Genomic DNA, 25,477 nt, shown 5'->3' on the forward strand with positions numbered 1-25,477 from the left:
CCGGTACAATGGCCCCATGACCGACCCCATCGATTACGCCCGCTACGACCGCATCCGTCCGATCCGCTGGACCGGGAGCGCGCTGGAACTGCTGGACCAGCGCAAGCTCCCCTTCGTGGTCGAGTACCTGAGCTGCACCACCAGCGACGAGGTGGCCGCGGCCATCCATGACCTGGCCGTGCGCGGTGCGCCCGCGATCGGCATCGCCGCCGCCTGGGGCGTGGTGCTGGCTTCCCGCGAGGTGATGGCCGCCACGCCGGCCGAGGCGATGGAGAAGCTGGAACCCGCCCTGCAGCGCCTCAACGCGGCCCGCCCCACGGCCGTGAATCTGGCCTGGGCGCTGGCCCGCATGCGCGCGGCGTTGAAGAGCGCCGGCAGCGACTGGCGCGGCGTGCTGGAACTGGAAGCGCTGGCGATCGCTGAGGAAGACCTGGCCGCCAACCGCCATATGGGCGAGCTGGGCGCGGCGCTGATCGGCGAGGGCAGCGGCGTGCTGACCCACTGCAACACGGGTTCGCTGGCCACGGCCGGCTTCGGTACCGCGCTGGGCGTGATCCGCGCCGGCGTGGCCCAGGGCCGCATCGGCAAGGTCTACGCCGGCGAGACCCGGCCCTGGCAGCAGGGCGCGCGGCTGACCGCGTGGGAGCTGCAGCAGGACGGCATTCCCGCAACCCTGATCGCCGACTCGGCCGCCTCGCACCTGATGAAGACCGGGGCCGTGCAGTGGGTGGTGGTGGGTGCGGACCGCATCTGTGCCAACGGCGACACCGCCAACAAGATCGGCACCTACCAGTTGGCGATCGCCGCGCGCCACCACGGCGCGAAGTTCATGGTGGTGGCGCCGTCGTCCACGGTCGACATGGCCACGCCGAACGGCGACGCGATCCATATCGAAGAACGCGACCCGGCCGAACTGCTGGGCATTGGCGGCACCCGCATCGTGGCCGAGGGCGTGGCCGCGTGGAATCCGGTGTTCGACGTCACCCCGGCCGCGCTGATCGACGCCATCGTCACCGAGAAGGGCGTGATCGAACAGCCCGACGAAGCGCGCATGCGCGCCGCGTTCGGCGGTTAGGTCCCGCCATGGGGGATGGGCACGGGGAGCCTGAAAACGACGCAACGCGTCAGTCGGACGCGGCCCGGAGCCGCGCCCGATGAGGCGCCGGCGCCGTCGAAACCCTGCGGCGGCGGGCGCGAGCCCGCTGGCACGGGAGTTGCACCGCCTGGGTGACGTTGGCCAGGAATCGCGCATGCGCGCACGCTCTCTTCCCGCTTCGCCCGTGGTGGCGCCCGGCATGCTGCGCAGTCTGCGCGGCCTGCTTGCGCGCGATTCCACGCGGGGCTTGAACGCATCCGAGCGCGAAGACCTGACCCAGGCGCAGCTGCGTGCCACCCGTCCCATCGTCAGCGGCGTGCTGCTGTGCGGCGCGGTGCTGCTGGCGATCATCGCTGCGTTCGAGCTGGTGGGTGCCACGCCCACGATCGGTTATCCGGCCTGGCTGCAGTTGGTGGTCGCGGGCGTGGTGGCCGCGTGTGCCGCCGGCGTGGCGCGCCTGACCCAGTGGCAGCAGCGCCTGATCCTGACCCTGGTGGCGACGCTGTTGACGGGCATCTTCATGAGCATGCCGCTGCCGGGCGCGACTGGACAGCTCGCGCTGCGCACGGGTTTGTTCCAACTGCTGCCGCTGGCGCTGATGGCGCTGATGGTGCGGCCGGTCTCGCTGCTGGCGTTCGCCCTGTTGATCGTGGTGATGGCGCAGTTGCGCATCGTGCTGCACGGGGCGCCCGGTACGGGCAGTGCGCTGTACTGGCTGTACACGCTGACGACCATCGGGTTCGGCCTGGTGTTGGCCGGCTATCGCACCGACTTCGCCGTGTCGGCGTGGCAGATGCGCCGCCGCCTGGTGGAGCAGGCGCACACCGATGCGTTGACCGGCCTGCTGAACCGCAATGGCTGGAGCGAGCGCGCCGATGGCGCGCATGCACGGGCCACCGCGGCCGGCGTGCCGGTTGCACTGGTCGTGCTGGACATCGACTACTTCAAGCACATCAACGATCGCCTGGGGCACGACGGCGGCGATGCGGTGCTGCAACGACTGGGTGCGATCATGCGCGCCCGCACCGGCGGCGACGAGGGCTGCGCCGCACGGATCGGAGGCGAGGAGTTCGCCGTGCTGCTGGAAGGCGACGATGCGCTGTCCGCGCGCGCGTTCGCGGAGCGCGTGCGCGGCGAGTTCGGCAAGGAACACGACGGTGTGGTCGCCACGCTGTCAGCCGGCATCGCCGAGCACGTGGCAGGCGAATCGCTGCGCGAACAGATGCGGCGCGCCGACCAGGCGCTGTACGAAGCGAAGCGGGAAGGGCGTGATCGGGTGTGCGTGGCACCACGTTCCTGAACGCCCAGGCTGAACGGTCGGCCTTCATTCCCAATATCACTGTCCTGCGCTAGCATCCCCCGACATTTCCGCGCGGGGACTGTCGGAGTCGCCCGCGCGTTCATCTGACGCCAGGGGACCATGAACGACGATCGCGCCCGCATGATGTGGGGAAAGTGGCGCCTGCCTTTGTTGGGGCTGGTGATCCTGTTGATCGTCGTCGGTCCGGTGATCCTGCTGCAGCGCCTGTCGCGCGCCAACCTGGACGCGGCCGATGCGGTCGCGCATACCCACGAAGTGGAAGCGGCGGTCATGGCGCTGGCGCTGGACGTCCGCGAGATCGAATCGTCCGGCATGATGATCGCGCTGGGCGCGGACCACCCACTGGCGCGCAACCGCATGGCCACCGGCATGCGCGAGTTGCCCGAGCGCTTCGAGACCCTGGCCCGGTTGACGGCCGACAACCCCGAGCAACTCGTGCGCGTCGGTCGCCTGCGTGAACTGGTCGATGCGCGCGTCGAGGTCATCGACCAACTGCTGGAAGCACCCGACGCCTACCGTGGCAGTGTCGTGGCGCCGTTGGCGACGCGCTTCCCGATCCGTGCCCTGCTGACGGAAATCCTGAGCGACGAACGGCAATTGCTGGAACAGCGCAACATCGACGCGCAGCGGCAACGCCAGCGGGCGGAGTGGCTGGCGCTGGTGGCGATGGGTGCGCAGCTCCTGTTGCTGTCGCTCGTCCTGCTGTCGCTGGGCCGGCAGGTGACGCGCCGCTTGAATGCGGAGAAGGAGACGGCCCGCGCCAGCCAGCGCGCGCTGGTGATGCTGGATACCGTGCGCGAACCGATCGTGCTGCTCGATGCCGAGCAGCACATCCAGATGCACAACATGGCCTTCGCCGAGTTGTATGGCATCGGCAAGGGCGACAGGGTCGGTAGCCTGGACGAGCTGGGCGATGCCTGGCAGGACCGGCTGATGCGCCAGCGCCTGGACGACGTGCTCGCGCGCGGCCGCGAGCTGTGGGATTACGAATTGCAGCAGGACACCGCCGACGGCCTGCGCCGCACGGTGCTGCTCAATGCGCGCCGCATGCCGCTGCCGGACAAGGACGACCATGCGGTGCTGGTGACGGTCAGCGACGTTTCGTTGCAGAAGACGGCCCAGCAGGAGATCGCCGCGCTGAACCGGCAGCTTGAAGGCAAGGTGGAGCAGGTATCGGAAGTGAACCGCGAGCTGGAGGCCTTCAGCTATTCGGTGTCGCACGACCTGCGTGCGCCGCTGCGCCACGTGGCCGGCTTCTCGGACAAGCTGGGCCGGCACCTGGGCGAGGACATCGACGACAAGAGCCGCCATTACCTGTCCGTGATCGGCGATTCCGCGCGCCGCATGTCGCAACTGATCGACGACCTGCTGGTGTACTCGCGCCTCGGGCGCAGCGCGCTGCGCCTGCAGGCGGTGGACATGCAGTCGCTGGTCGCCGAGGCGCGCGCGATGCTGGACGCCAACGAAGGCGACGGGCGCGCCGAACGGGTGGAGTGGCGGATCTCGCCGATGCCCATCGTGCTCGCCGATGACAACATGATGCGCCAGGTGTGGGGCAACCTGCTCGGCAACGCGGTGAAGTACAGCAGCCAGCGCGAGCTGTCGGTGATCGAAGTCGAGCACCGCCTGCAGGACGACGGCAGCCACCTTTTCAGCGTGCGCGACAACGGTGCGGGCTTCGACATGGCCTACGCCGGCAAGCTGTTCGGCGTGTTCCAGCGACTGCACAAGGCCAGCGAGTTCGCCGGCACCGGCATCGGCCTGGCCAGCGTGCGCCGCGTGCTGGGGCGCCATGGCGGCCGCATCTGGGCCGAATCGGCGCCCGACCAGGGCGCGACCTTCTTCTTCACCCTTCCCGCGGCGCTCGATGCGCCATCTTCCAGAGAGAAAGACGCATGAGCGCCATCCGTACCATCCTGTTGGCCGAGGACAGCCTGGCCGACGCCGAAATGGCGATCGACGCGCTGCGCGAGGCCAACCTGGCCAACCCCATCGTGCACGTGGAGGACGGCGTGGAAGCGCTGGACTACCTGCTGCGACGCGGTGCGCATGCCAACCGCGAGGAAGGCCTGCCGTCGGTGCTACTGCTGGACATCAAGATGCCGCGCATGGACGGCCTGGAAGTGCTGAAGAACATCCGCAACCACGAGCAGCTCAAGCACCTGCCGGTGGTGATCCTGTCGTCCTCGCGCGAAGAGAGCGACCTGGCGCGCAGCTGGGACCTCGGCGTGAATGCCTACGTGGTGAAGCCGGTGGACATCGACCAGTTCTTCCAGGCGGTCAAGACGCTGGGCACGTTCTGGGCCGTCATCAACGAAACCCCGGCGCAGGGCTGATCGATGCCGCGGACGGGAACACCGCTGGGGCGGGTGAGGATCCTCCTGGTCGAGGATTCCGAACTCGATGCCGAACTGCTCGTCGAGCAGTTGCAGGAGTCGGGACTCGACGCCGAGTTCGTGCGCGTCGACGACGCGCCCAGCATGGCGGCGGCGCTGGCGGGCGAACCGTTCGACCTGGTGGTGTCCGACATGGAACTGCCGGGTTTTTCCGGCTACCAGGCCCTGGAAATCGTGCGCTCCCACGACGGAAGGCTGCCGTTCGTGTTCTTCTCCGGCACCATCGGCGAGGAAGCGGCCGTCAAGGCGTTGCAGGAAGGCGCCAGCGACTACGTGCTCAAGCACAGTCCGGTGCGCCTGCCGTCGGCCGTGGCACGCGCCATCCGCGAAACCCGCCTCGAGCGCGAGCGCGAATACGCGGAACGCGAACTGATGCGCTCGCAGCGGCTCGATTGCCTGGCGATGCTCGCGGCCGGACTCAGCCACGACTTGCGCAACATCCTGCAGCCGCTGCTGATCGTGCCCGACCTGCTATCCACGTATAGCAACGACCCGAAGATCCTGCGCCTCGGTGCGGTGATCTCGGAAAGCGGCAAGCGTGGCCACGAGATGGCCGACTCGATGCTGTCCTTCGTCCGCGGCTCGCGCAAGGCGAGCGAACGCATCGAAGTGGCGGCGTTGTTCCAGGCCGTCCAGCTGCTGATGCAGGGCTCACTCTCCAAGCGCGTGCGGCTGGAGATCGAAATGCCGGAAGACGGATTGCTGATCGAAGGCAACTACACCGAGTTCCAGCAGTGCCTGATCAACCTGTGCCTCAACGGCATCCAGGCGATGGCCGAGCAGGGCGGCGCGCTGACGCTGTCGGCCCGGCGCGCGACCGATGCGGACGGGCGCGACCATGTGGTGGTCCGGGTGGCGGATGAAGGCAGCGGCATGGACGAGGCCACACGCAATCAACTGTTCACTCCGTTCTTCACCACCAAGTCCAGCGGTACCGGGCTGGGTCTGATGTCGTGCAAGCGCATCGTCGAGTCGGTGCAAGGCCGTATCCAGGTCGAGAGCCGCGTGGGCCACGGGACGAGTTTCGAGCTGTGGCTGCCCGCGGCGGCTTCGCTCGAATGGAGCGCTCCCGAAGGTGCGGTCTTCCAGGACGGCGAAGGCCGTCGCATCCTGCTGGTCGATGGCGATGCCACACGGCTTTCGCTGCTGGGCAATGCCTTGGCGGCGCAGGGCTACGACCCGATGATGGCACCCGACGGTGCCATCGCGTTGCAGCAGATCGCCCGCATCGGGCTGCCGGCATTGGCGATCCTGGATGACGACATCCTCTTGCTGTCGGCAGCGGATGTGCTGGCGGTGCTGCAGGAGGCGGGCTTCGACGGTCCGGTCATCCGCCTGCGCGAACCGGGCACGCAGGAAGATGGCCACGATTGCGCGGCGGTGGTCACCAAGCCCGTGCAGATCCAGTCGCTGTTCGCGTCAATCGAACACGCCCTCGGCCTGCACGCCTGAACGGCGGCAGGCTGCTTCGCTTCAGACGTGGCCGACGGTGGCGGGCTTCAGCCGCTGCCACACGGCCCGCATGATCGGTTGCGCACGGTACCAGCCGATCGGCGTGTCGGGGCAGTAGCGCTGCAGGCGGTCGCGTAGCGCCGGCGCGATCTCGTCGAACTCGCGTTGGTGGTGCAGCAGATACGCGTCGTAGCCCACCTTCAGGCACTGCTCCAGATCACCGACCGTAGCGCCGACGACCTGGAAGGTGTCTTCGTTCAGACGCGTCTTCCAATACGCGAGCTCGGCATCGATGTCGACGATCTGCGCGGTGGCGTGGTGGGCGTTGCGGTGGTGCAGACTGGCCATGGTGATCCCCGTGTCGTGTGGTGGTCTGACACGGCGAGTGTTGGTTCGCCAGAGTGACGCTTAAGTGAAATAAAGAGCGTTTTAACCGGCATTTAACCGCGCCGGCGCGTTTTTATTCACCTTTGCATGTCTCGCGTGAAGCTCATCGCTGGCGCATCGCCGCAGCGAGGATCGTGCGCTCGTCCATCAACGCTGCAGGCGAGGGTGCGAACAGCGGTGGATCGTCTTCCAGCGGCGCGTTGAGACGTTCCCACACACGCTCGATGACGGCCTGTGCGAGCGGCCAGTCCAGGCGCACGCCGCGCACGATGCCCACGTGGTAACGCGCAGGGAGGCTGGGCAGCAGTTCCTGCAGCGACTGCCGGTGCGAGAGCAGGTAGACGTCGTAGGCGAACTTCAGCGTAGGCACGTAGTGGCGGAACGGCGTGCCGGGGCGATGGAAGGGCTGACTGGCATACGTGTCGGCCCAGAAAACCATTTCGGCGTGGATATTGATGACGGCACACGGGGCGTGCGCGTCCGCCCAGGCCGGGGCGATCGGTTGATGAAGGCATGACATGCGTTCCCACTCCCTGGCGCAAGGCCTGGCGGAGCATGGACCCGCTGGATGAAACACGGCTTACCGAGGCATGACAACCGCGTTCCCGTCCCCGCCGCGCCTCCGACAGCGCGACCCCCTGTGGCAACGTCTCCCAACTGCGTCCGCGCGGGCACGCAGTCCATGATCTGCCGGTTCTTGTCTTGTTGTTCGGCCCCTGCATAAGGGGACACGCACCGGTATGCGCATGCCGGCCAACCGTTCGTCAGTGCATGCGCACCGGTGCTGGTTCATGTTCGTCGAGCCACCGCCATGCTTCGCGCAGCAGCGTGCGCGCAATGGGCCAGTCCGGTCCGCTCTCGCCGCGCAGGCGCTCCCAGTGGTCTTCGAGTTCAAGTTCTGTATCGAGATTCAGGTGTTGTCCGCCGTGATCCGCGTGGGAAGCCGCGGCGAAGGCGTAGGCGCGGCAAGCGTCTTCCCAGGCCACGTCGGGATGCAGCCGGCGGCGGCGGCCGTAGTCGTAGGCGGTGAAGGCCGCGAATGCATCGTCGGTTCGATCGGGCGAACGGAAAGACGTCTGGCGCAGGGTGTCGAGCTGCTCGCGATAGAGGTGTCGATTCATGGGCGGGCGCTTCCGGCGGGGGTCATGCCGTGGTAACCCGCCGCGCGTTACCGGTGGGTGACAAATCCCTTCAAACGCTTATCACAAAGCTGAGATGCGTCCGCCCGATCAGCCACCGCTCAGTCTCAGCGGTTGAGACGCACGCATCGTTTCATGACGCGATCCCACAACGAGATGCGCCATGCCCGCCCAGACCTCGCTGGTCCGCCATTACGCCCGCGATGCAGCGGTGTTGCCCGCGGAGCCTGGCGACGGCAACGCGCTGGCCGAGCGGCTGGCGGGCAAGTACCACGACCGCGTGACGGGGCGATTCGTCATTCCAGGACGCGAAGGACGGTACGAGGAACTGCCTGCCGATCTTCCGCCGGCACTCGCCGCCGCACTGCGCGCGCGTGGCATCGGCCGGCTGTATTCGCACCAGGCCGAGGCGTGGACGGCGACGCAGGCGAGCAAACACCTCGCGATCGTCACGCCGACCGCCTCGGGCAAGTCGCTGTGCTACACGATGCCGGTGGTGGCGTCGGCGCTCTCGCGCAAGGGCAAGGCGCTTTATCTGTTCCCGACCAAGGCGCTGGCGCAGGACCAGGTCGCAGAGTTGCTCGATCTCAGTCGCGCCGGCGATCTCGGCCTGAAGGCGTTCACGTTCGATGGCGATACGCCGGGCGATGCGCGCCAGGCGATCCGCCTGCATGGCGACATCGTGGTCAGCAATCCGGACATGCTGCACCAGGCCATCCTGCCGCACCACACGAAGTGGGCGCAGTTCTTCGAGAACCTGCACTACGTGGTGATCGACGAGGTGCATACCTACCGTGGTGTGTTCGGCAGCCATGTCGCCAACGTGCTGCGCCGGCTCAAGCGCGTGTGCGCGTTCTACGGCGCGGACCCGCAGTTCATCCTGTGCTCGGCCACCATCGGCAACCCGAAAGCGCACGCCGAGGCGTTGATCGAGGCCGATGTCGAGGCGATCACCGAATCCGGAGCGCCCACCGGCGACAAGCACGTGCTGCTGTGGAACCCGCCGGTGGTCAATCCCGATCTCGGCCTGCGGGCATCGGCGCGGTCGCAGAGCAACCGGATCGCGCGGGTGGCGATCAAGGCCGGGCTGAAGACGCTGGTATTCGCGCAGTCGCGCACGATGGTGGAGGTGCTGACGAAGTACCTGAAAGACGTGTTCGACCACGATCCGCGCAAGCCGGCGCGCATCCGCGCCTACCGCGGCGGCTATCTGCCCACCGAGCGCCGCGAGGCCGAGCGTGCGATGCGCGACGGACGCGTGGACGGCATCGTGTCCACCTCGGCGCTGGAACTGGGCGTGGACATCGGCAGCCTGGATGCGGTGGTGCTGAACGGGTATCCGGGTTCGATCGCCGCGACCTGGCAGCGCTTCGGTCGTGCGGGTCGTCGCCAGCAAGCGTCGCTGGGCATTCTCGTGGCCAGTTCGCAGCCGCTGGACCAGTACGTCGTGCGGCACCCGGAGTTCTTCGCCGACAGCCCACCCGAACATGCACGCATCGCGCCCGACCAGCCGATGATCCTGCTCGACCACATCCGCTGCGCCGCCTTCGAGCTGCCGTTCCTGGCCGGCGAGATGTACGGGCCCGTCGATCCATCGCCGTTCCTGCAACTGCTGGACGAGGACAGCGTGGTCCATCGCGAGGGCGATCGTTACGAATGGATCGCCGACAGTTATCCGGCCAACGCGGTAAGCCTGCGCTCGGTGGCGGATGGCAATTTCGTCGTGGTGGACCGCACCGATGGACGCCAGGTGATCATCGCCGAAGTGGATTTCAGTGCCGCGCCACTGACCTTGTACGAAGGCGCGATCCACATGGTGCAGTCCACGCCGTACCAGGTGGAACGGCTGGATTGGGAAGGCCGCAAGGCCTACGTCACCCGCACCCACGTGGACTACTACACCGACGCCATCGACTACACGAAATTGAAGGTGCTGGAGCGCTTCGATGGCGGCATCGCGGGGCAGGGCACCTGTCACCATGGCGAGGTGCATGTGGTGCGACGCGTCGCCGGCTACAAGAAGATCCGTTACTACACGCACGAGAACATCGGCTACGGGCCGGTGAACCTGCCGGACCAGGAGATGCACACCACCAGCCTGTGGTGGCAACTGCCGCCGCAGGTGCTGGAAACCTCGTTCGGATCGCGCCAGGAGGCACTGGATGGCTTCCTTGGCGCGGCGCATGCGCTGCACATCGCGGCGACGGTGGCGGTGATGGCCGAGGGGCGCGACCTGCAGAAAGCGGTGGGCGATGGCGACGGGGCGTGGTTCGCATTGCCGGATACGCAGGGCAGGGGGCAATTGCGCGGTGGCGAAGGCCAGTTGCTGTCGCCGACATCCGGGGATCGCTTCGTGCCGACGGTGTATCTGTACGACAACTATCCTGGCGGCATCGGCTTGAGCGAGCCGCTGTGGCGGCGCCAGCAGGAATTGGTGCGCCGCGCGGCGGACCTGGTGGACCGTTGCGACTGCAAGGCCGGGTGCCCAGCCTGCGTAGGCCCGGTACTGGCCGCCGACGAAGACGCCGACACCACGCCGCGTGCGCTAGCCAGGCGCGTGCTGCACCTGCTGGACGCTGCATGAGCATCAGCCTGGAGACCTTGCAGCGGCTGCGACTGCAGGCAGGCCATGCGGCGGCACCGGCACCGGCACCGGCACCGGTGGCGCGCATCGCGGAGGCGGTCCCCGAGCCCGAACCGATCGCGGCATTGCGGCGCATGCTGGGTATCCGCGAGCGCGCGCGCCCGGCGCTGCCTGTGCCCGCGCGCGACCGCCACCTGCCAGGCACCGAGATCGCGCCGGGGCTGTTGCTGCTCGAAGACGTGCTCCCGTTCGACAACGTGCCGGATGACGTGGACGGCACGTTCGCGCGCACCGGCCCGTTGCCCACCGCCGGCATGCTGTTCTTCGATACCGAAACGACGGGCCTGTCCGGTGGTACCGGTACACGTGCCTTCATGGTGGGCGCGTCGGATTTCGTGCCCGGCGGTTTGCGCGTGCGCCAGCTGCTGATCACGCACCTGTCCGCCGAGCCGGCGATGCTGCGCGAGTTCTCGCGCTGGCTGGCGGAGGATACGCGACTGGTCAGCTACAACGGCCGCTGCTACGACGCCCCCCTGCTGGCCACGCGTTACCGGCTGGCGCGGCAGGGCACGCCGCTGGCCGGACTCGAACACCTGGACCTGCTGTTTCCCACGCGACGTCGCTATCGCGGCGTGTGGGAGAACTGTCGCCTCGGCACCATCGAGCGCCATGCGCTCGGCATCGTCCGCGAGGACGACCTGCCGGGTTCGGAAGCCCCGGGCGCGTGGCTGCAGTACCTGCGGGGCGGCGATGCCGGCCTGCTGCGACGCGTGCTGCAGCACAACTACCAGGACGTGGTGACGCTGGCGCGGTTGCTGATGCACCTGTCGGCGCCGGACGCGGATGCAGCGGAAAAGGGAAGCGTGTTTACCTGCGCGCCGCCTTGACCCGGCCAATGGGCGGGCGGATGCTGGCATCGTCGGAATCCACGAAGACGCACTGCCTGTCCGCCCTGCCACAGGAGCCGTCCCATGCACCGTCCCGCTGTTCTCGGCCTGCTGCTTTGCGCAGCCCTGCCGTCCACCGCTGCCGCACAGGACCTGCTGCCTGCGGTCGATCGCTTCTATATCGGCGCGGGGCGCTACTGGGCCGACCACGACTTGGACACGCGGTGGGACGCCAGCGACGGTTCGCTCGGCACCCATGTCAATTTCCAGCGGGACCTGGGGTTCGTCGACCGGCAGGATGCGCTGGCGTGGAGCATCGGCGGCAGCTTCGGTAAGGCGCGCCATCACAAGCTGGATGCGTTCGGCTACGACTACGAAGACGCCAGCGTGCGCTTCCTGGATCGCGACCTGGAGATCGCCGACAACACCTATCCGGTCGATGCGGCCTTCACCGGCCGCCTGGACCTGGACATCACCGGCGTGTCGTACACCTGGATGTTCCTGCAGGACGGCAAGCGCGCCTTCGGCATCGGCCTGGGCGCGATGCGCTACGACATCGCCGCCGATCTCGACGCGACCGCCACCGTCGGCGGCACACCGGTGGCGTATGCGAATGATCTGTCGGAAGACGCCTGGGCGCCGATGCTGCGCGCCGAATACGCGCAGTCGCTCTCGGCGCACTGGCGCTGGGGCGCCTCGCTGGCCTACACGCGTAAGAACAGCGGCAACGTCACCGGCGATGCGCTGGACGCGCAAGTGGAACTGGAATACTTCCCGTGGGAGCATTTCGGCTTCTCACTGCGCTACAACTACAACGACGTGGACCTCGATTTCGAGCGTTCCCGCTTCGACGGCAACCTCGAACTCAACAACCGCGGACCGCAGTTGCTGGGGATGTTGCGCTTCTGACATGCCGCGCTGTCGGGGATCCACCGACAGCGGAGTGTGAAGCGCTGCGCACTACGCCACATCGCCGTTCAAGAAGCGGCAGGGGCGGCCGACATTCTTGCTAGATTTCATCCCGTCCGTGCCCCGCGACCGCGTGGCATGCATTGAACCTGCAAGAAAAAGGGGCCGTGCCTTGCGCATTCTGTACGTTGGCGATACCGCCTGCCTGCCTGACGACCTGGCCGACTACATCGGCGACATGGGAGACGAATGGACCGTGGAGACGGTCGTCGACGGCAATTCGGCGATGTTCGCGGTCGCCAACGGGCCGGTCGACGTGGTGATGGTCGGCCCCGGCTTGCCGGACCTGCCGCCGGCCACGCTGCTCGGCCAGATCCGTACGCTGCGCCCGGAGACGATCCGCATCGCGTTGCTGGAAGGCAGCGCCGACAGCCTGTCCGCACCGATCAAGCTGATCGGCGTGGCGCACCGCTTCCTGCCGCTGCCGCTGTCGTCGGAAACGGTGCTGGAATCGATCCACAGCCTGGAAGAACTGCGCGACCTGCTCGACAGCCCGCGCCTGCGCCGGGCGATCGGCCGCGTCGAACACCTGCCGTCACCGCCGCACCTCTATTTCGCGCTGACCCGCGCGCTGGAAGAAGACGAAGGCACCGCCAACGACATCGCCACCCTGGTGGCGGGCGACCCGGCCATCGCGGCCAAGGTGCTGCAGCTGTGCAATTCGGCGTACTTCTCCAATGGCCGCTCGGTCACGGACCTGCGCGCCGCCGTGACGCGGCTCGGCCTGGGCACGTTGCGCGACCTGGTGCTGGCCAGCGAGGTGTTCTCGATGAAGACCACCTCCAGTGTCGACCGTGCCGCGCTGCAAAACCGTGCGCTGCTGGCCTCGCGCCTGGCGGCGAAGATCCTGCCGCGCACCAGTTCCGAACTCGGCGCCACTGCGGCGCTGCTGGCCGACATCGGCCTGCTGCTGCCGGGCGTGCGCGACGAGCGCGATACGCCGGCGAGCGAGGACGACGACCGTCCCGGCCACACCGAGGCGGGCGCCTACCTGCTCGGCCTGTGGGGACTGCCGATGCCGATCGTCGAGGCGGTCGCCTTCCATCGCCAGCCGCAGCGTTCCAGTCTGCGCAGCTTCTGGGTGCCCGGTGCCGTGCACGTGGCCGGCGCACTGGCCAGCAACGAGCCGGTCGACGAGGGCTACCTGAAGTCGCTGGGCGTGCTGGACCAGCTGCCCAACTGGCGCCAGATGGCCGAAACCCTGGTCGAGCGCGCCGAGGAACAGGCGGCCTGATCGCCCGACGGGCAGGGGTTCGCTAGCCGATACACGGCGCCCCTGCCAGTCTCGCCTTGTGCGACGGATGGGTGTACAAATGTACACCCATGAATCCCGTCGACCTGCCTCCCCAACGTGCCGCCGTCCTGGCCTTCCTGCGCCGGGAGTTGGCGGCCGGACGCGCGCCCAGCCTGGCGGACATCGCCGGGGCCTTCGGCTTCGCCTCCCGCAATGCTGCGCAGAAGCACGTACAGGCGCTGGTCGCCGATGGCCTGCTGGAACAGGCTCCCGGCCAGAAGCGCGGCCTGCGCCTGCCGGGCGGCATGGCCGACCTGCTGCCGTTGCCCGTGCTGGGCCGGGTGGCCGCCGGCCAGCCGATCGGCGCCGACATCGGCCTGGACGAGCAGGTGTGGCTGGACCGCCGGCTGTTCTCGCCGCAGCCCGATTACCTGCTGAAGGTGCAGGGCGATTCGATGATCGACGACGGCATCGTCGACGGCGACCTGGTCGGTGTGCACCGCACGCCGGAGGCGCGCGACGGCCAGACCGTCGTGGCCCGCATCGACGGCGAGCTGACCATCAAGCGCCTGCAGCGCGAGCGCCGGCGTATCCGCCTGTTGCCGCGCAATCCCGCGCACGCGCCGATCGAAGTGCAGCCGGGGCAGGACTTCGCCATCGAAGGCGTGTACTGCGGCCTGGTGCGCCGCGGTTGAGATGGGCGCCGTCGTCGCCCTCGACACGCTGTTGGCCGCGCGCACGTTGTGGCACGCGGGACGCAGTGCGGCGATCGCCGCCGATGGCGAACCCACCGGCCATGCGGCGCTCGACGCGCTGCTGCCGCAAGGCGGCTGGCCACGCCGCGCCCTGACCGAACTGCTGCTGCCCGCCGACGGCGTGGGCGAACTGGCCTTGCTGTTGCCCACGCTGGCGCGGATGACCCAGGCGGGCAGTGCGGTAGCGGTGATCGCGCCGCCCTACGTGCCGTATGCGCCGGCCTGGCAGGCCGCGGGCGTGGACCTGGCGATGCTGGAGATCGTCGAAGCCGCGCCACGCGATGCGTTGTGGGCGTTCGAACAATGCCTGCGCAGCGGTGCCTGCGCCGCCGTGCTGGGCTGGCCCACGCACGCCGACGGGCCTGCGCTGCGCCGGTTGCAGGTGGCGGCCGACAGCGGCGAATGCCTGGGCTTCGCGCTGCGCGACCGTCGCCACACGGCCAATCCCTCGGCCGCAGCGCTGCGCGTGGAAGCCACGCGCGATGCGCAGGGCGGTACGCAGTGGCAGGTGCGCAAATGCCGGGGTGGGCCGGCGCCTGCGCACTCGTTCGCGCTGGTCGCGCATTGAGGCCCGCGCATGCTCTGGGCCTGTGTACTGCTGCCGCAGCTGGCGCTGGACGCCGTCCTCCGGCGTTTGCCTGACCCCGACGCGCCGCTGGCGCTGGTCGGCGGTGCCGTGCAACTGCGTACCCTGCAGGCGGTGAATGCCGCCGCCGCGCAGGCGGGCCTGCGGGCCGGCATGCGGTTGACCGCCGCGCACGCGCTGCTGCCGGAGTTCGCGATGGTCGAGCACGATCCCTCGGCGGAAGCGCGCTGGCAGCGGTTCCTCGCCGCCTGGGCGTATCGCCATAGCTCGCTGGTCAGCGCGCAGTGGCCGGGCTGCCTGGTGCTGGAGGTGCGCGCCAGCTTCCGCCTGCTGGGGCCCTGGCCGCGCATCGAGGCGCGGTTGCGCGAGGAACTCGGACTGCTGGGTTTCCAGCATCGTCTCGCGCTGGCACCCACGCCGCGCGCGGCGCATGTGTTCGCCGGCCTGCGCGACGGATTGGCGGTGATGCAGCCGGCGGCGATGGCGGAGATGCTGGACCGCGTGCCGGTGCGCCGCGCGCGCCTGCCGGACGATGCCGGCGAACGCCTGCATCGCATGGGCATCCGCGACCTGCGCACGCTGCGCGACCTGCCACGCGACAGCGTGCGCCGTCGTTTCGGCTTGCCGGTGCTCGACCACCTGGATCGCCTGTACGGCCAGGCCGACGACGCGCTGGCGTACTACGCACCGCCGGACCACTTCGATGCGCGGATCGAACTCGGCTACGAAGTCGAGAGCCACATGGCGCTGCTGTTTCCGCTCCGGCGCCTGATCGGCGACCTGTGCACCTACCTGTCCATCCGCGACGGCGGCGTGCAGCGCTTCGTGCTGCGGCTGGAGCACGAGGAAGGCCACACCGATGTCGAGGTGGGCCTGCTGGCCGCCGAGCGCGAGCCGGCGATGCTGTTCGAACTCACCCGCAACCGCCTGGAGCGCGTGCAGATCGCGCAGCCGGTGGTCGGCGTGCGCCTGCTGGCACGCGAGCTGCCCCCGTTCGTGCCGGCCGCGCGCGATCTGTTCGATACGCGACCGCAGCAGCAACTGCCGTGGCCGCAGTTGCGCGAACGCCTGCGCGCGCGCCTGGGCGACGACGCGGTGCACCGCGTGGCACCGGCCGGCGATCCACGCCCGGAACGCGCGTGGCGACGCGTACAGGGCGATGGCGGGCGCATCGAACAGGCACCTTTGCGCCCGCCGCGCCCGACCTGGTTGTTGCCGCAACCGGTGCCGCTGCGCGATCCGCACCCGCGTATCGTCTCCGGCCCGGAGCGGCTGGAGAGCGGCTGGTGGGACGGCGAGGATGCGCGTCGCGATTACTACGTGCTGGAGACGTCGCAGGGCCAGCGCGCCTGGGCGTTCGCGCCGCCGGGTGAGCAGGGCGGTTGGATGCTGCACGGGTGGTTCGCGTGAGCCGCGACGAAGAGCGCGGCGATTACCCGGGTGCGCATGTCCCGCGCGCCTGGGAGACCGCGCATCGGCTGCGGGCGCATGCGGCGGCCAATGACGATGCGCCCGCCGCCGACGGCCTGCCGGCTTATGCCGAACTGCACTGCCTGTCGGATTTCTCTTTCCTGCGTGGCGCCTCCAGTGCGGAGGACCTGTTCGTCCGCGCCAAGCATTGCGGTTACGACGCGCTGGCGATCACCGACGAGTGCTCGTTGGCCGGCATCGTGCGCGGACTGGAAGCGTCGCGCGCCACCGGGCTGAAGCTGATCGTCGGCAGCGAGTTCACGTTGAAGTGCGGCCTGAAGTGCGTGTTGCTGGTGGAAACCCTCGCCGGATACGTGCGCCTGTGCGAAGTGATCACCACCGCGCGCCGCGCGAGCCCCAAGGGCAGCTATGCATTGACGCGGCAGGACGTGGAGCGGGTACTGGGCGACGGCGATCCGGAAACGGGCGGATTGTTCGCGCTGTGGCTGCCCGCCCGCATGCCGGACGAAGCGCAAGGGCGATGGCTGCAGCAGGTGTTCGGCGCGAGTGCGCACCTGGCGGTGGAGCTGCATCGGGAGCAGGACGATGCCGCCCGCCTGCAGCAGTTGCTCGACCTGTCGGCACGGCTGGCGATGCCGGCCGTGGTCGCTGGCGACGTACACATGGACGTGCGCCGGCAACGGGCACTGCAGGACACGATGACGGCGATCCGCCATGCGGTACCGCTGGCCGAATGCGGTGGGCACCTGTTCCGCAACGGCGAACGCCATCTGCGCACGCGCCGGGCGTTGGGCAACATCCATCCGCATGCGTTGCTGGAAGGGGCGGCCGCGTTGGCGCGGCGTTGCACGTTCTCGATGGACGAAGTGCGCTATCGCTACCCGGCCGAACTGGTGCCGGACGGTCACACGCCGGCCAGCTGGTTGCGCGCGTTGACCGAGCGGGGCATGCGGGACCGCTGGAAGGACGGCGTGCCACCCGCCATCGTCGCGCAGATCGACGAGGAGCTCGCGCTCATTGCCCGGTTGAAGTACGAAGCCTTCTTCCTGACGGTCGAGGACATCGTCCGCTTCGCCAGGTCGAAGGACATCCTGTGCCAGGGGCGCGGCTCCTCGGCCAATTCGGCGGTCTGTTTCGCGCTGGGCATCACCGTGGTGAATCCGGCCGAAAGCCGACTGCTGATGGCGCGCTTCCTGTCCGAGGAGCGCGGCGAACCACCGGACATCGATGTCGATTTCGAGCACGCGCGGCGCGAAGAAGTGCTGCAGTACGTCTACGGAAAGTATGGTCGCCGCCGTGCGGCGCTGGCCGCCACCGTCATCCGCTATCGCGGCAAGAGCGCGGTGCGCGACGTGGCCAAGGCCTTCGGCCTGCCACCGGACCAGATCGCGTTGCTGGCCGAATGCTTCGGCTGGGGCAATGGCGAGGCGCCGATGGAGCAGCGCCTGCGGGAAGCCGGGTTCGATCCGGAGAATCCATTGATCCACCGCGTGCTGGCGGTGACGACGCAGCTGCGCGGGCATCCGCGCCATCTCTCCCAGCATGTCGGTGGCTTCGTCATCAACGACGGACCGCTGTCCGAGGTCGTGCCGGTGGAGAACGCGGCGATGGACGACCGCACCATCATCCAGTGGGACAAGGACGACCTGGAAACGATGAAGTTGCTGAAGGTCGATTGCCTGGCCCTCGGCATGCTGACCTGCATCCAGAAGGCCGTGGAGCTGGTGACCAAGCATCGCGGTTACACGATCGACCTGGCGCACCAGCCGCCCGCAGGCGACGAGCCTACCTACGCCATGATCCAGGCCGCCGACACCGTCGGCGTGTTCCAGATCGAGTCGCGCGCGCAGATGAGCATGCTGCCGCGGTTGAAGCCGAAGAATTTCTACGACCTGGTGATCGAAGTGGCCATCGTGCGGCCCGGCCCCATCCAGGGCGGCATGGTGCATCCGTACCTGCGGCGCCGGCAGGGCAAGGACCCGGTGACGTATCCCTCGGATGGCATCGAAGCCATCCTCGGCAACACGCTGGGCATCCCGTTGTTCCAGGAGCAGGTGATGGAGCTGGTGATCCATGCAGGCTACACGCCGTCGGAAGCCGATGGCCTGCGCCGTTCGATGGCGGCGTGGGGCAGGGGCGGCGACATGGCGCCGCACCGCGACAAGATCCGCCGGCTGATGAAAGAGAAGAACTATTCATCCGACTTCATCGACCAGATCTTCGAGCAGATCAAGGGTTTCGGTTCCTATGGTTTCCCGCAGAGCCACGCGGCCTCGTTCGCCAAGCTGGTCTACATCAGTTGCTGGCTGAAGCGACACGAACCGGCGGCCTTCGTCTGTGCACTGCTCAATGCGCAGCCGATGGGGTTCTATTCGGCCAGCCAGATCGTGCAGGACGCACGTCGAGGGCAGGGCGGACGGGTCGGCATCGAGGTACGGCCGGTCGATGTGACCTGCAGTGCGTGGGACAACACGCTGGAAGGCGGGCATGCGCGCGTCGGGTTGGATGATGGCGGGCAGGCGTCGCTGCGGTTGGGCATGCGCCAGGTCAATGGCCTGTCCGAGGCGACGGCGGACGCGATCGTCGCTGCGCGCACGCAGCGGCCGTTCGCGGACGTGCGCGACCTCTGCCTGCGCGCCAACCTCGATGAGAAGGCCCGGCATGCGCTGGCCGAAGCGGGCGCCCTGCAGGCCCTGACCGGCCATCGCCACGCGGCACGGTGGGCGGTGGCCGGCGTCGAGCGCCAGCGCCCGCTGTTGCCGGGAAGTCCCGACGAGGACGACATCGTGCTGCCCGCGCCGAGCCAGGTCGAAGACGTGCTGTCGGATTACCGCGTCACCGGACTGACGCTGGGCGTGCATCCGCTGGCGCTGCTGCGAGAGCGGCTGCGCCAGCAGCGCGTGGTCGATTCGCGCCAGTTGCAGGACCTGCCGCACGGGCGCGGTGTGCACGTGGCCGGCATCGTCACCCAGCGCCAGCGACCGGGGACGGCCAGCGGCGTCATCTTCGTCACCCTGGAAGACGAGCATGGCGTGGTCAATGTGGTGGTCTGGGCCCGCATCGCCGAACGCCGGCGCAAGGCCTTGTTGGGCGCGCGCCTGCTGGGCGTGCGCGGGCGCTGGGAGCACGTCGATGGCGTGCGCCACTTGATCGCCCAGGACCTGCACGACTTCAGCCACCTGCTCGGCGAGCTGCATACCAGCTCGCGCGATTTCCACTGAGGACGACGATGCACGCGCTTTCCCTGCGGCCCGATGACTTGTTCGCCCCCGCGATGGTGCAACTGGTGGACGATGCCGAAGGCGGGATCCGCTACTGGCCGGACGCCATCGACGCCGCGACCGCACGACACTGGTTCGACCAGTTGCAGGCGGGCGCGGCCTGGACGCACCTGCAGCGCCCGATGTACGACCGCATCGTCGACGTGCCGCGGCTGCTGGCGAACTACGCCGTGGATGCGTTACCGGCCGGCCTGCCATTGGCGCCTCTGCTGGCATGCGTGCAGGCAAGGGCGCCTGCGCCGTATTCGCGCATCGGCATGAACCTCTACCGCGACGGCCAGGACAGTGTCGCCATGCATGGCGACAAGCTGCATACCGTGGCGGCGGGCCATCCGATCACCCTGGTGTCGCTGGGGGCGCCGCGGCGGATGCTGATCCGTGCCTGCGAAGGCCGTCGCGAGACGGTGGCGGTGGATCTGGCGCCGGGCAGCGTGCTGTCGATGAGCCATGCCTCGCAGAGCACCCACGAGCACGGCATTCCGAAGACCCGGCGCACGCAGGGGCCGCGGATCAGCGTGGTGTTCCGGGTGCGGCCCGCCGCCTGACAAAAGAACGCCGCGAGGGATCGCGGCGGGAGGGCAAGGACTGCTTGAAAAAGGGTGTGCGCCGTCGTCAGCCCATCAGCTTGAACAACGACAGCGACTGCATCTGCATGAAGACCGTCTGTGCGGCCTGCAGCGCGGTGTTCTCCATCTGGTAGCGGCCGATGGCCTCGGCCCAGTCCAGGTCGCGCAGGGTCGACAACGTTCCCTGCAGGGTGACGTTGTTGGCTTCGCGCAACGCCGCGGCATCGTCGATAGCCGACAGCTGTGCGCCGCCGCTGGCGCGCGCGTCGATCATCTTGCTCTGCGCGGTGGCGACGTCGCGCATCGCGGCCTGCAGGTTGTTCTGCATGGCGGCGCGCTGCGCGTCGGTGGTGGGGTTGGTGTCCAGCGTGGTGATCAACCCCTGCACGGTGGCGAAGATATCGCGCGAGCCGGCTGGGCCGAGGGTGAAGCTGTCGCCGTTGGCCGGTTGCCCCTCGATCCGCATCTGCACACCCGCAAAGGCGATGCTTTCACCCTTGGCGTAGGTGCCGCTGGTGACCACCGCGCCACCGGCATCGACCACCTGGTAGGTGTCGCCCGCGCCGAAGCTGAGCGTGTACGTGCCGCCGGTCCATGCCGTGGAGTCAGTGACGCTGAAGCCCATCAGCAGACCAGTGCCGGTGTTCCCCGTGGCGGCCTGGCCGTCGATGCGGCCATCGCCCGTGCGCAGCCGCAGGAAGACTTCGCTGCCCGGCAACGTGTCGGCGACGAACATGTCCGGCGCGACTTCCACCTGGCGCTGGGTCTGGTCGCCGCTGTAGATCACGCCGCCGCCGGAAATCGCGAACGGCGCGCTGCCGTCGCTGGTGCCGCCGAACAGATAGCGTCCGGCGCCATCGGTGCTGTTGGCCAGGTCCAGCAGGCCGGCGTAGATCGCCTTCAGCTCCGTGCTGATCGCTTTGCGGCTGTCTTCGCCCATCGCGGCGTTGTTGGCCTGGATGACGAGTTCGTTGACGCGCGCCATCGCATCGCCCACCTGGGTCAGCGCGTTTTCCTGCAAGCCGAGGCGGTTCTGCACGGCATTGGCGTTCATGCCGAAGCGTTCGAGTTCGGCGACGGCGCGATCCAGGCCGACGGCCGTGCCGGCGGCCACGGGATCGTCCTTCGCGGTAACCAGGCGCTGGCCGCTGGCCAACTGCTGCTGGGTGTGCGCCAGCTTCGCCTGCTTGGCCAGCATCGTCGTGATCGACTGCTGGTACATCATGCCGGTGGAGATGCGGTAGTTCATCGGCGGGTCGCGGCCAGGAGGGATTGGAAGAGCGTGTCGGCGGTGGCGATGATCTGCGACGCCGCCTGGTAGGCCTGTTGCAAGCGCATCAGGTCGGCGGCTTCTTCGTCCAGGTTGACGCCGGAAATCGCATCGCGCGCGGCCTGTGCCTGGTCGTGGATGACCTGCTGCGCCTGCGCGGAATAGTCCGCCTGACGGGCCGCCGAACCGACCTGCGTGGTCAGCCCGCCGATCGCGCCGTTGAGGGTCAGCGTGCCGCCGTTGAGCACGCGTGCGTCATCCAGGTTGGACAGCAGCTTGGCGTTGCCGTTGTCGCTGGAGTTGGCGCCGGTCGGACTCACGCGGAAGGTGTCGCCGGCGGCGGGCGCGCCGTCCAGTACCACGCTCCAGCCGTTGTAGGCGACGGTCTGGCCCGGCGTGTAGGCGAACGGGCCGGTGCCGTTGATGGTGTACTGGGTGGCGTCGATGAATTCGATGTTGACCGGGGCCAGCAGACCCGCGTTCGCGGCATCGGTGACCTTCAGGCCGCTGAGCTTGCCGGTGCCGGTATTGGCCAGGTCAGTGGTCGCCTTCACCGGCGTCGCGGCGGCGATGCGACTCGGATCGGTGATCGCCACGCTCAGGTTGCCGGCCGCGCCGGCGGTGGGCTGCAGCAGGAAGCGGTCGTTGGTCGCCGGCGTACCGGAGGCGAGCACGACTTCGATGCCGTTGACCACCAGCGGATCGGCAGCGGTGCCGGTGCCGGTCATCGGAATGCTGGCACCGGTATCCGGATGCGTCGCCACCCAGCCTGTGCCGTCGAAGCGCAGCAACACGTTCTGTGCATTGAGGCCGGCCACGTTGCCGACCGACGTGGTCAGGTTGGCGTTGCCGGTGTTGTTGGCGTTGGAGGAAAGACGCGGGGCGGGCAGGGAGAAGAAGTCCGCGCCCATCTGGCCGTACTGGTCCATGCCTGCGCGGTGGCCTTCGTTGAAGGTCTGCGCGAGCGAGGTGGCGATGCGGCCGAGTTCGGCCATCGCCGGGTCCAGCACCGTGGTGCGGAACTCGACCAGGCCACCGATCTGGCCGCCCAGCGCACGCTTGTCGAGGGTCACGCGCTGGCCATTGGTTTCCAGCGCGACCTGCAGGCGTTCCGGCCGATACGGATCGGCCACGGTGACCAGCGTGCTGGCCGAGGTGCCGACCACCAGCGGTTGCCCGCCGGCGCTGAACACGTTCACCAGCCCGCCGTCCTGCGTGATCGCGTTGCCGCCGGTGAAGGCGACCAGTTCGCTGATCAGCTGGTCGCGGCGATCCAGCAGATCGCCCGACGGACTGCTGCTGCCGCCGATCTGGCCATTGAGCTGGGCGATTTCCTTGGCCAGCCGGTTCACTTCGCCGGTGGCGGCGGTGAGGCCGGCGTTGACCTCGGTATCCAGGCCGTCGAGGTGCTGGTCGATCTGGCGGAAGCGGGTGACCAGCGCGTTCGCCTGGGCGAGCACGCTTTCGCGGTCGGCCGAGCCGGCCGCATTGGACGACAGCGCATTGACCGAGTCGAAGAAGCTCGACCACGGCGCACTGATGCCGGTGGCCTTCTCGGAGAACAGCTGGTCCAGCCGCGTCGACATCACCGACAGCTGCTGCAGGCGAGAGAGTTCGCCGCCGCTGTCGAGCAGGCGCGAGGTGGCCAGCGAATCGGCCATCCGGCGCACATCGACGATCTGCACGCCGTTGCCCTGGTAGCCGTAGCCGAAGTACGTGCCATCACGCGCTTCGAATTCGGTGCGCTGGCGCGAGTAACCCGGCGTGTTGATGTTGGCGACGTTGTGGCCGACGGTCGACAGCGCCCGCTGGAACGCGATCAGGGCGCTGCTGCCGGTGGCGAGAAGGTTCGACATGCGTTATCCCCTGGTCAGCGCCGCAGCGCGTTGCCGATCGCGTTGCCCACGGCGTTGCCGACCGGTCCGGCCACCGTGGTGCCGATCGTCGACAGCACCTTGCCCAAGGTGGGGCCGTTCGCGATGGAGGCGATCTTGTTGGCGTAGGTCGGGTCGGTGGCATAGCCGGCGCGCTGCAGGCCGCGTGCGAAGCCCACGATGTCCTTGCCGGCGGACAGCGCCTGCTGGTAACGCGGGTTGTTCTTCAGCATCCGCACGTAGTCGGCGAAGCTCTCGGCGGGCGAGGCATACGCGCGGAAGTCCGCGGTTTCGGTGTGCTTCACGCCATTCGTGTATTCGTGGGTGGCGGTGCGGGCGCGCTCGCCCTTCCAGCCGGTGGCCTTGATGCCGAACAGGTTGTGCGCGCTGTCGCCGTCGCCGGTCTTGATCTGGCGCTTGCCCCAACCGGTTTCCAGCGCGGCCTGCGCGACCAGTGCGCGCGGGTCCACGCCGAGTTCCTTGGCGGCCTTCTGTGCATGCCCCCAGATTTCGGCGACGAAGCGTTCCGGCGTGTTGCGGGCGTATTGGGACGGGTCGGCCGAAGCGACCTGTTCGACCTCGTCGCAGGCCGCATCGGGACGCACGGTGATGGTGTCGAACGTGATCGTCTCCGGCATCGCCGAAGCGCCCTGCGTGTCGCGGCCGCCGATGCCGCGGCCCGCGATGGCATCGAGCATTGAATCGGCGTCGGTGCCCGGCAGCAGGCGCTTGTAGGCCGACAGCGCCGTCGTGGCGGGCACGGCGGGCGTGGCCGCATCGGTGGCGCCCAACTGGCGCGCGATCATCGGGGCGAGCCCCAGGCCACGCCCCTGCGACATCGCGGTGGCGATTTGCTGGTCGTACATGTCGCGGAAGACCTGGTTCTCGCCCGGGAACAGCGAATCGCCGAAGCCCGCTTCGCGCATGCACTTGATCATCATCTGCGCGAACTGGCCCTCGAGCTTGCGCGCGACCTCGTGGATGCGCGCGTTGTCGGCCTTCGCGCTGGCGTCGGCCAGCGGCAGAGAGGGGGTGAGGGCGCTGAGCGGGGCACTGGCCATGTCAGATCACCTCGAGCTCCGCGCGCAAGGCGCCGGCCTGCTTCAGGGCTTCCAGGATCGCGATCAGGTCGCCGGGCGCGGCACCGACTTCGTTCACTGCGCGGACGATTTCGTCCAGCGAGGTGCCGCCCTCGAACTTGAACATCCGGTTGCCTTCCTGGCTGACCGACACGCTGGATTGCGGGGTCACCACGGTGGTGCCGCCGCGGGAGAATTCGTTCGGCTGGCTGACGTTCGCCGATTCGGTGATCGTCACCGTCAGCGAGCCGTGCGTGACCGCCGCCGGCATCACCTTCACCTGCGCGCCGATCACCACGGTGCCGGTGCGCGCGTTGACGATGACCTTGGCCGGCGCGCTGCCGGGAGTGAGTTCCAGGTTTTCGATCTGGGCGAGGAAATTCACCCGGCGCGAAATATCGGCGGGTGCGCGCACCGCGACCGTGACCGCATCCAGCGCGTAGGCATTGCCGGCGCCGAAGTTCTGTTCCAGCGCCGCGACCATGCGCGACACCGTGGTGAAGTCGGCGCGATGCAGGTTCAGCGTGATGGTGCCTTCGCCGCTGTCCAGCGCATTGGGAATGGCGCGCTCGACGGTGGCGCCGTTCGGGATCCGGCCCACGCTGGGCACGTTGACCGACACGCGCGAGCCGTCCTTGCCTTGCGCGCCGAAGCCGCCGACCACCAGGTTGCCCTGGGCGATCGCGTAGACCTCGCCGTCGGCACCGCGCAGCGGCGCCATCAGCAGGCTGCCGCCGCGCAGCGACGTGGCGTTGCCGATCGAGGACACGGTGATGTCGATCGGCTGGCCCGGCTTGGCGAAGGCGGGCAGGTCGGCGTGGATGGCGACCGCCGCGACGTTCTTCAGCTGCGGATTGACGTTGGCCGGGACGTTGACGCCAAGCTCGCCGAGCATGTTCTTCAGGCTCTGCACGGTGAAGGGCGCCTGGCTGGTGCGGTCGCCGGTGCCGTCGAGGCCGACCACCAGGCCGTAGCCGACCAGCGGATTGCTGCGCACGCCGCCGACCTGGGCGAGATCCTTGATGCGCTCGGCGCGTGCGGCCGGCGCCAGGCAGATCAGCACCAGGCCGACCCAGGCCAGCAGGCCCAGCAGCGTGTAGGTGTCGATGCGGCGCGGCTTCTTCGCGGGTGCCGGTGCAGCGCGGTTGGCTTCGTTGGCGTCCATCACGA

General features: G+C 68.6%; 21 protein-coding genes. 14 read left to right on the forward strand and 7 right to left on the reverse strand.

Features of this window, described 5'->3' with window-relative positions:
• Window positions 1–16: 16 nt before the first annotated feature.
• The 5 genes from mtnA (at window position 17) to ACSION_RS09405 (ending at window position 6,265) form a co-directional block, all read left to right on the forward strand.
• Complete coding sequence (mtnA, locus tag ACSION_RS09385) at window positions 17–1,075, forward strand: S-methyl-5-thioribose-1-phosphate isomerase (protein ID WP_435305761.1); 1,059 nt, start codon at window positions 17–19, stop codon at window positions 1,073–1,075.
• Between the two features lie 175 nt (window positions 1,076–1,250).
• Complete coding sequence (locus tag ACSION_RS09390) at window positions 1,251–2,396, forward strand: diguanylate cyclase (RefSeq protein WP_435305762.1); 1,146 nt, start codon at window positions 1,251–1,253, stop codon at window positions 2,394–2,396.
• Window positions 2,397–2,516: 120 nt separating this feature from the next.
• Window positions 2,517–4,316: a sensor histidine kinase gene (locus ACSION_RS09395; RefSeq protein WP_435305763.1), complete on the forward strand. Its 1,800-nt coding sequence runs from the start codon at window positions 2,517–2,519 to the stop codon at window positions 4,314–4,316.
• Entirely contained in the window at window positions 4,313–4,753 is a 441-nt protein-coding gene (locus tag ACSION_RS09400; RefSeq protein ID WP_093485589.1) for a response regulator, read from the forward strand. The genes ACSION_RS09395 and ACSION_RS09400 overlap by 4 nt, the downstream gene beginning before the upstream one ends.
• 3 nt (window positions 4,754–4,756) lie before the next feature.
• Complete coding sequence (locus ACSION_RS09405) at window positions 4,757–6,265, forward strand: ATP-binding protein (protein WP_435305764.1); 1,509 nt, start codon at window positions 4,757–4,759, stop codon at window positions 6,263–6,265.
• Window positions 6,266–6,286: 21 nt separating this feature from the next.
• On the opposite strand, the gene ACSION_RS09410 is transcribed toward ACSION_RS09405, so the two are convergent.
• The 3 genes from ACSION_RS09410 to ACSION_RS09420 form a co-directional block, all read right to left on the reverse strand.
• The gene (locus ACSION_RS09410) at window positions 6,287–6,613 is read right to left on the reverse strand and encodes a hypothetical protein (protein ID WP_435305765.1); all 327 of its coding nucleotides are present in this window, start codon (window positions 6,611–6,613) and stop codon (window positions 6,287–6,289) included.
• 142 nt (window positions 6,614–6,755) lie between these two features.
• Complete coding sequence (locus tag ACSION_RS09415) at window positions 6,756–7,172, reverse strand: hypothetical protein (RefSeq protein ID WP_435305766.1); 417 nt, start codon at window positions 7,170–7,172, stop codon at window positions 6,756–6,758.
• A 244-nt stretch (window positions 7,173–7,416) separates the two neighbouring features.
• Window positions 7,417–7,773, reverse strand: a complete 357-nt coding sequence (locus ACSION_RS09420) for a hypothetical protein (protein WP_435305767.1) — start codon at window positions 7,771–7,773, stop codon at window positions 7,417–7,419.
• 181 nt (window positions 7,774–7,954) lie between these two features.
• Here ACSION_RS09420 and ACSION_RS09425 point away from each other — a divergent pair, with 181 nt between their 5' ends.
• The 9 genes from ACSION_RS09425 to ACSION_RS09465 all read left to right on the forward strand — a co-directional run bounded on the left by ACSION_RS09425 (window position 7,955) and on the right by ACSION_RS09465 (window position 20,063).
• Window positions 7,955–10,375 carry a DEAD/DEAH box helicase gene (locus ACSION_RS09425; protein ID WP_435305768.1) on the forward strand — a complete coding sequence of 807 codons (2,421 nt, stop codon included), beginning with the start codon at window positions 7,955–7,957 and terminating at the stop codon, window positions 10,373–10,375.
• Window positions 10,372–11,262 carry a ribonuclease H-like domain-containing protein gene (locus ACSION_RS09430; RefSeq protein WP_435305769.1) on the forward strand — a complete coding sequence of 297 codons (891 nt, stop codon included), beginning with the start codon at window positions 10,372–10,374 and terminating at the stop codon, window positions 11,260–11,262. Before ACSION_RS09425 ends, ACSION_RS09430 begins: the two co-directional genes overlap by 4 nt.
• 84 nt (window positions 11,263–11,346) lie before the next feature.
• A complete protein-coding gene (locus ACSION_RS09435) occupies window positions 11,347–12,171 on the forward strand; it encodes a hypothetical protein (RefSeq protein ID WP_435305770.1) in 825 nt (274 codons plus the stop codon).
• A 172-nt stretch (window positions 12,172–12,343) separates the two neighbouring features.
• Complete coding sequence (locus ACSION_RS09440; RefSeq protein WP_435305771.1) at window positions 12,344–13,465, forward strand: HDOD domain-containing protein; 1,122 nt, start codon at window positions 12,344–12,346, stop codon at window positions 13,463–13,465.
• 89 nt (window positions 13,466–13,554) lie between these two features.
• Complete coding sequence (gene lexA, locus ACSION_RS09445; protein WP_093485607.1) at window positions 13,555–14,160, forward strand: transcriptional repressor LexA; 606 nt, start codon at window positions 13,555–13,557, stop codon at window positions 14,158–14,160.
• A 1-nt stretch (window position 14,161) separates the two neighbouring features.
• The gene (gene imuA / locus ACSION_RS09450; RefSeq protein ID WP_435305772.1) at window positions 14,162–14,788 is read left to right on the forward strand and encodes a translesion DNA synthesis-associated protein ImuA; all 627 of its coding nucleotides are present in this window, start codon (window positions 14,162–14,164) and stop codon (window positions 14,786–14,788) included.
• 9 nt (window positions 14,789–14,797) lie between these two features.
• Window positions 14,798–16,216, forward strand: coding sequence for a Y-family DNA polymerase (locus ACSION_RS09455; protein WP_435305773.1), 1,419 nt, complete (start codon window positions 14,798–14,800; stop codon window positions 16,214–16,216).
• Window positions 16,213–19,458 carry an error-prone DNA polymerase gene (locus tag ACSION_RS09460; protein ID WP_435305774.1) on the forward strand — a complete coding sequence of 1,082 codons (3,246 nt, stop codon included), beginning with the start codon at window positions 16,213–16,215 and terminating at the stop codon, window positions 19,456–19,458. The genes ACSION_RS09455 and ACSION_RS09460 overlap by 4 nt, the downstream gene beginning before the upstream one ends.
• A gap of 8 nt (window positions 19,459–19,466) precedes the next feature.
• Window positions 19,467–20,063 (forward strand): alpha-ketoglutarate-dependent dioxygenase AlkB, encoded by a 597-nt coding sequence (locus ACSION_RS09465; protein ID WP_435305775.1) that lies wholly within the window; start codon window positions 19,467–19,469, stop codon window positions 20,061–20,063.
• A 67-nt stretch (window positions 20,064–20,130) separates the two neighbouring features.
• Here ACSION_RS09465 and flgL read toward each other — a convergent pair whose 3' ends face one another.
• Genes flgL through ACSION_RS09485 form a run of 4 tightly spaced genes read right to left on the reverse strand, consistent with a single transcriptional unit; the run spans window position 20,131 to window position 25,472 of the window.
• Complete coding sequence (flgL, locus tag ACSION_RS09470) at window positions 20,131–21,333, reverse strand: flagellar hook-associated protein FlgL (RefSeq protein WP_435305776.1); 1,203 nt, start codon at window positions 21,331–21,333, stop codon at window positions 20,131–20,133.
• Window positions 21,330–23,210 (reverse strand): flagellar hook-associated protein FlgK, encoded by a 1,881-nt coding sequence (flgK, locus tag ACSION_RS09475; protein ID WP_435305777.1) that lies wholly within the window; start codon window positions 23,208–23,210, stop codon window positions 21,330–21,332. Before flgK ends, flgL begins: the two co-directional genes overlap by 4 nt.
• A 14-nt stretch (window positions 23,211–23,224) precedes the next feature.
• Window positions 23,225–24,289, reverse strand: coding sequence for a flagellar assembly peptidoglycan hydrolase FlgJ (gene flgJ, locus ACSION_RS09480; protein ID WP_435305778.1), 1,065 nt, complete (start codon window positions 24,287–24,289; stop codon window positions 23,225–23,227).
• Window position 24,290: 1 nt separating this feature from the next.
• The gene (locus ACSION_RS09485; RefSeq protein ID WP_435305779.1) at window positions 24,291–25,472 is read right to left on the reverse strand and encodes a flagellar basal body P-ring protein FlgI; all 1,182 of its coding nucleotides are present in this window, start codon (window positions 25,470–25,472) and stop codon (window positions 24,291–24,293) included.
• Between the last annotated feature and the right edge of the window lie 5 nt (window positions 25,473–25,477).

Source organism: Pseudoxanthomonas sp. LjRoot125, assembly GCF_964252705.1.
Taxonomy (GTDB): Bacteria; Pseudomonadota; Gammaproteobacteria; order Xanthomonadales; family Xanthomonadaceae; genus Pseudoxanthomonas_A.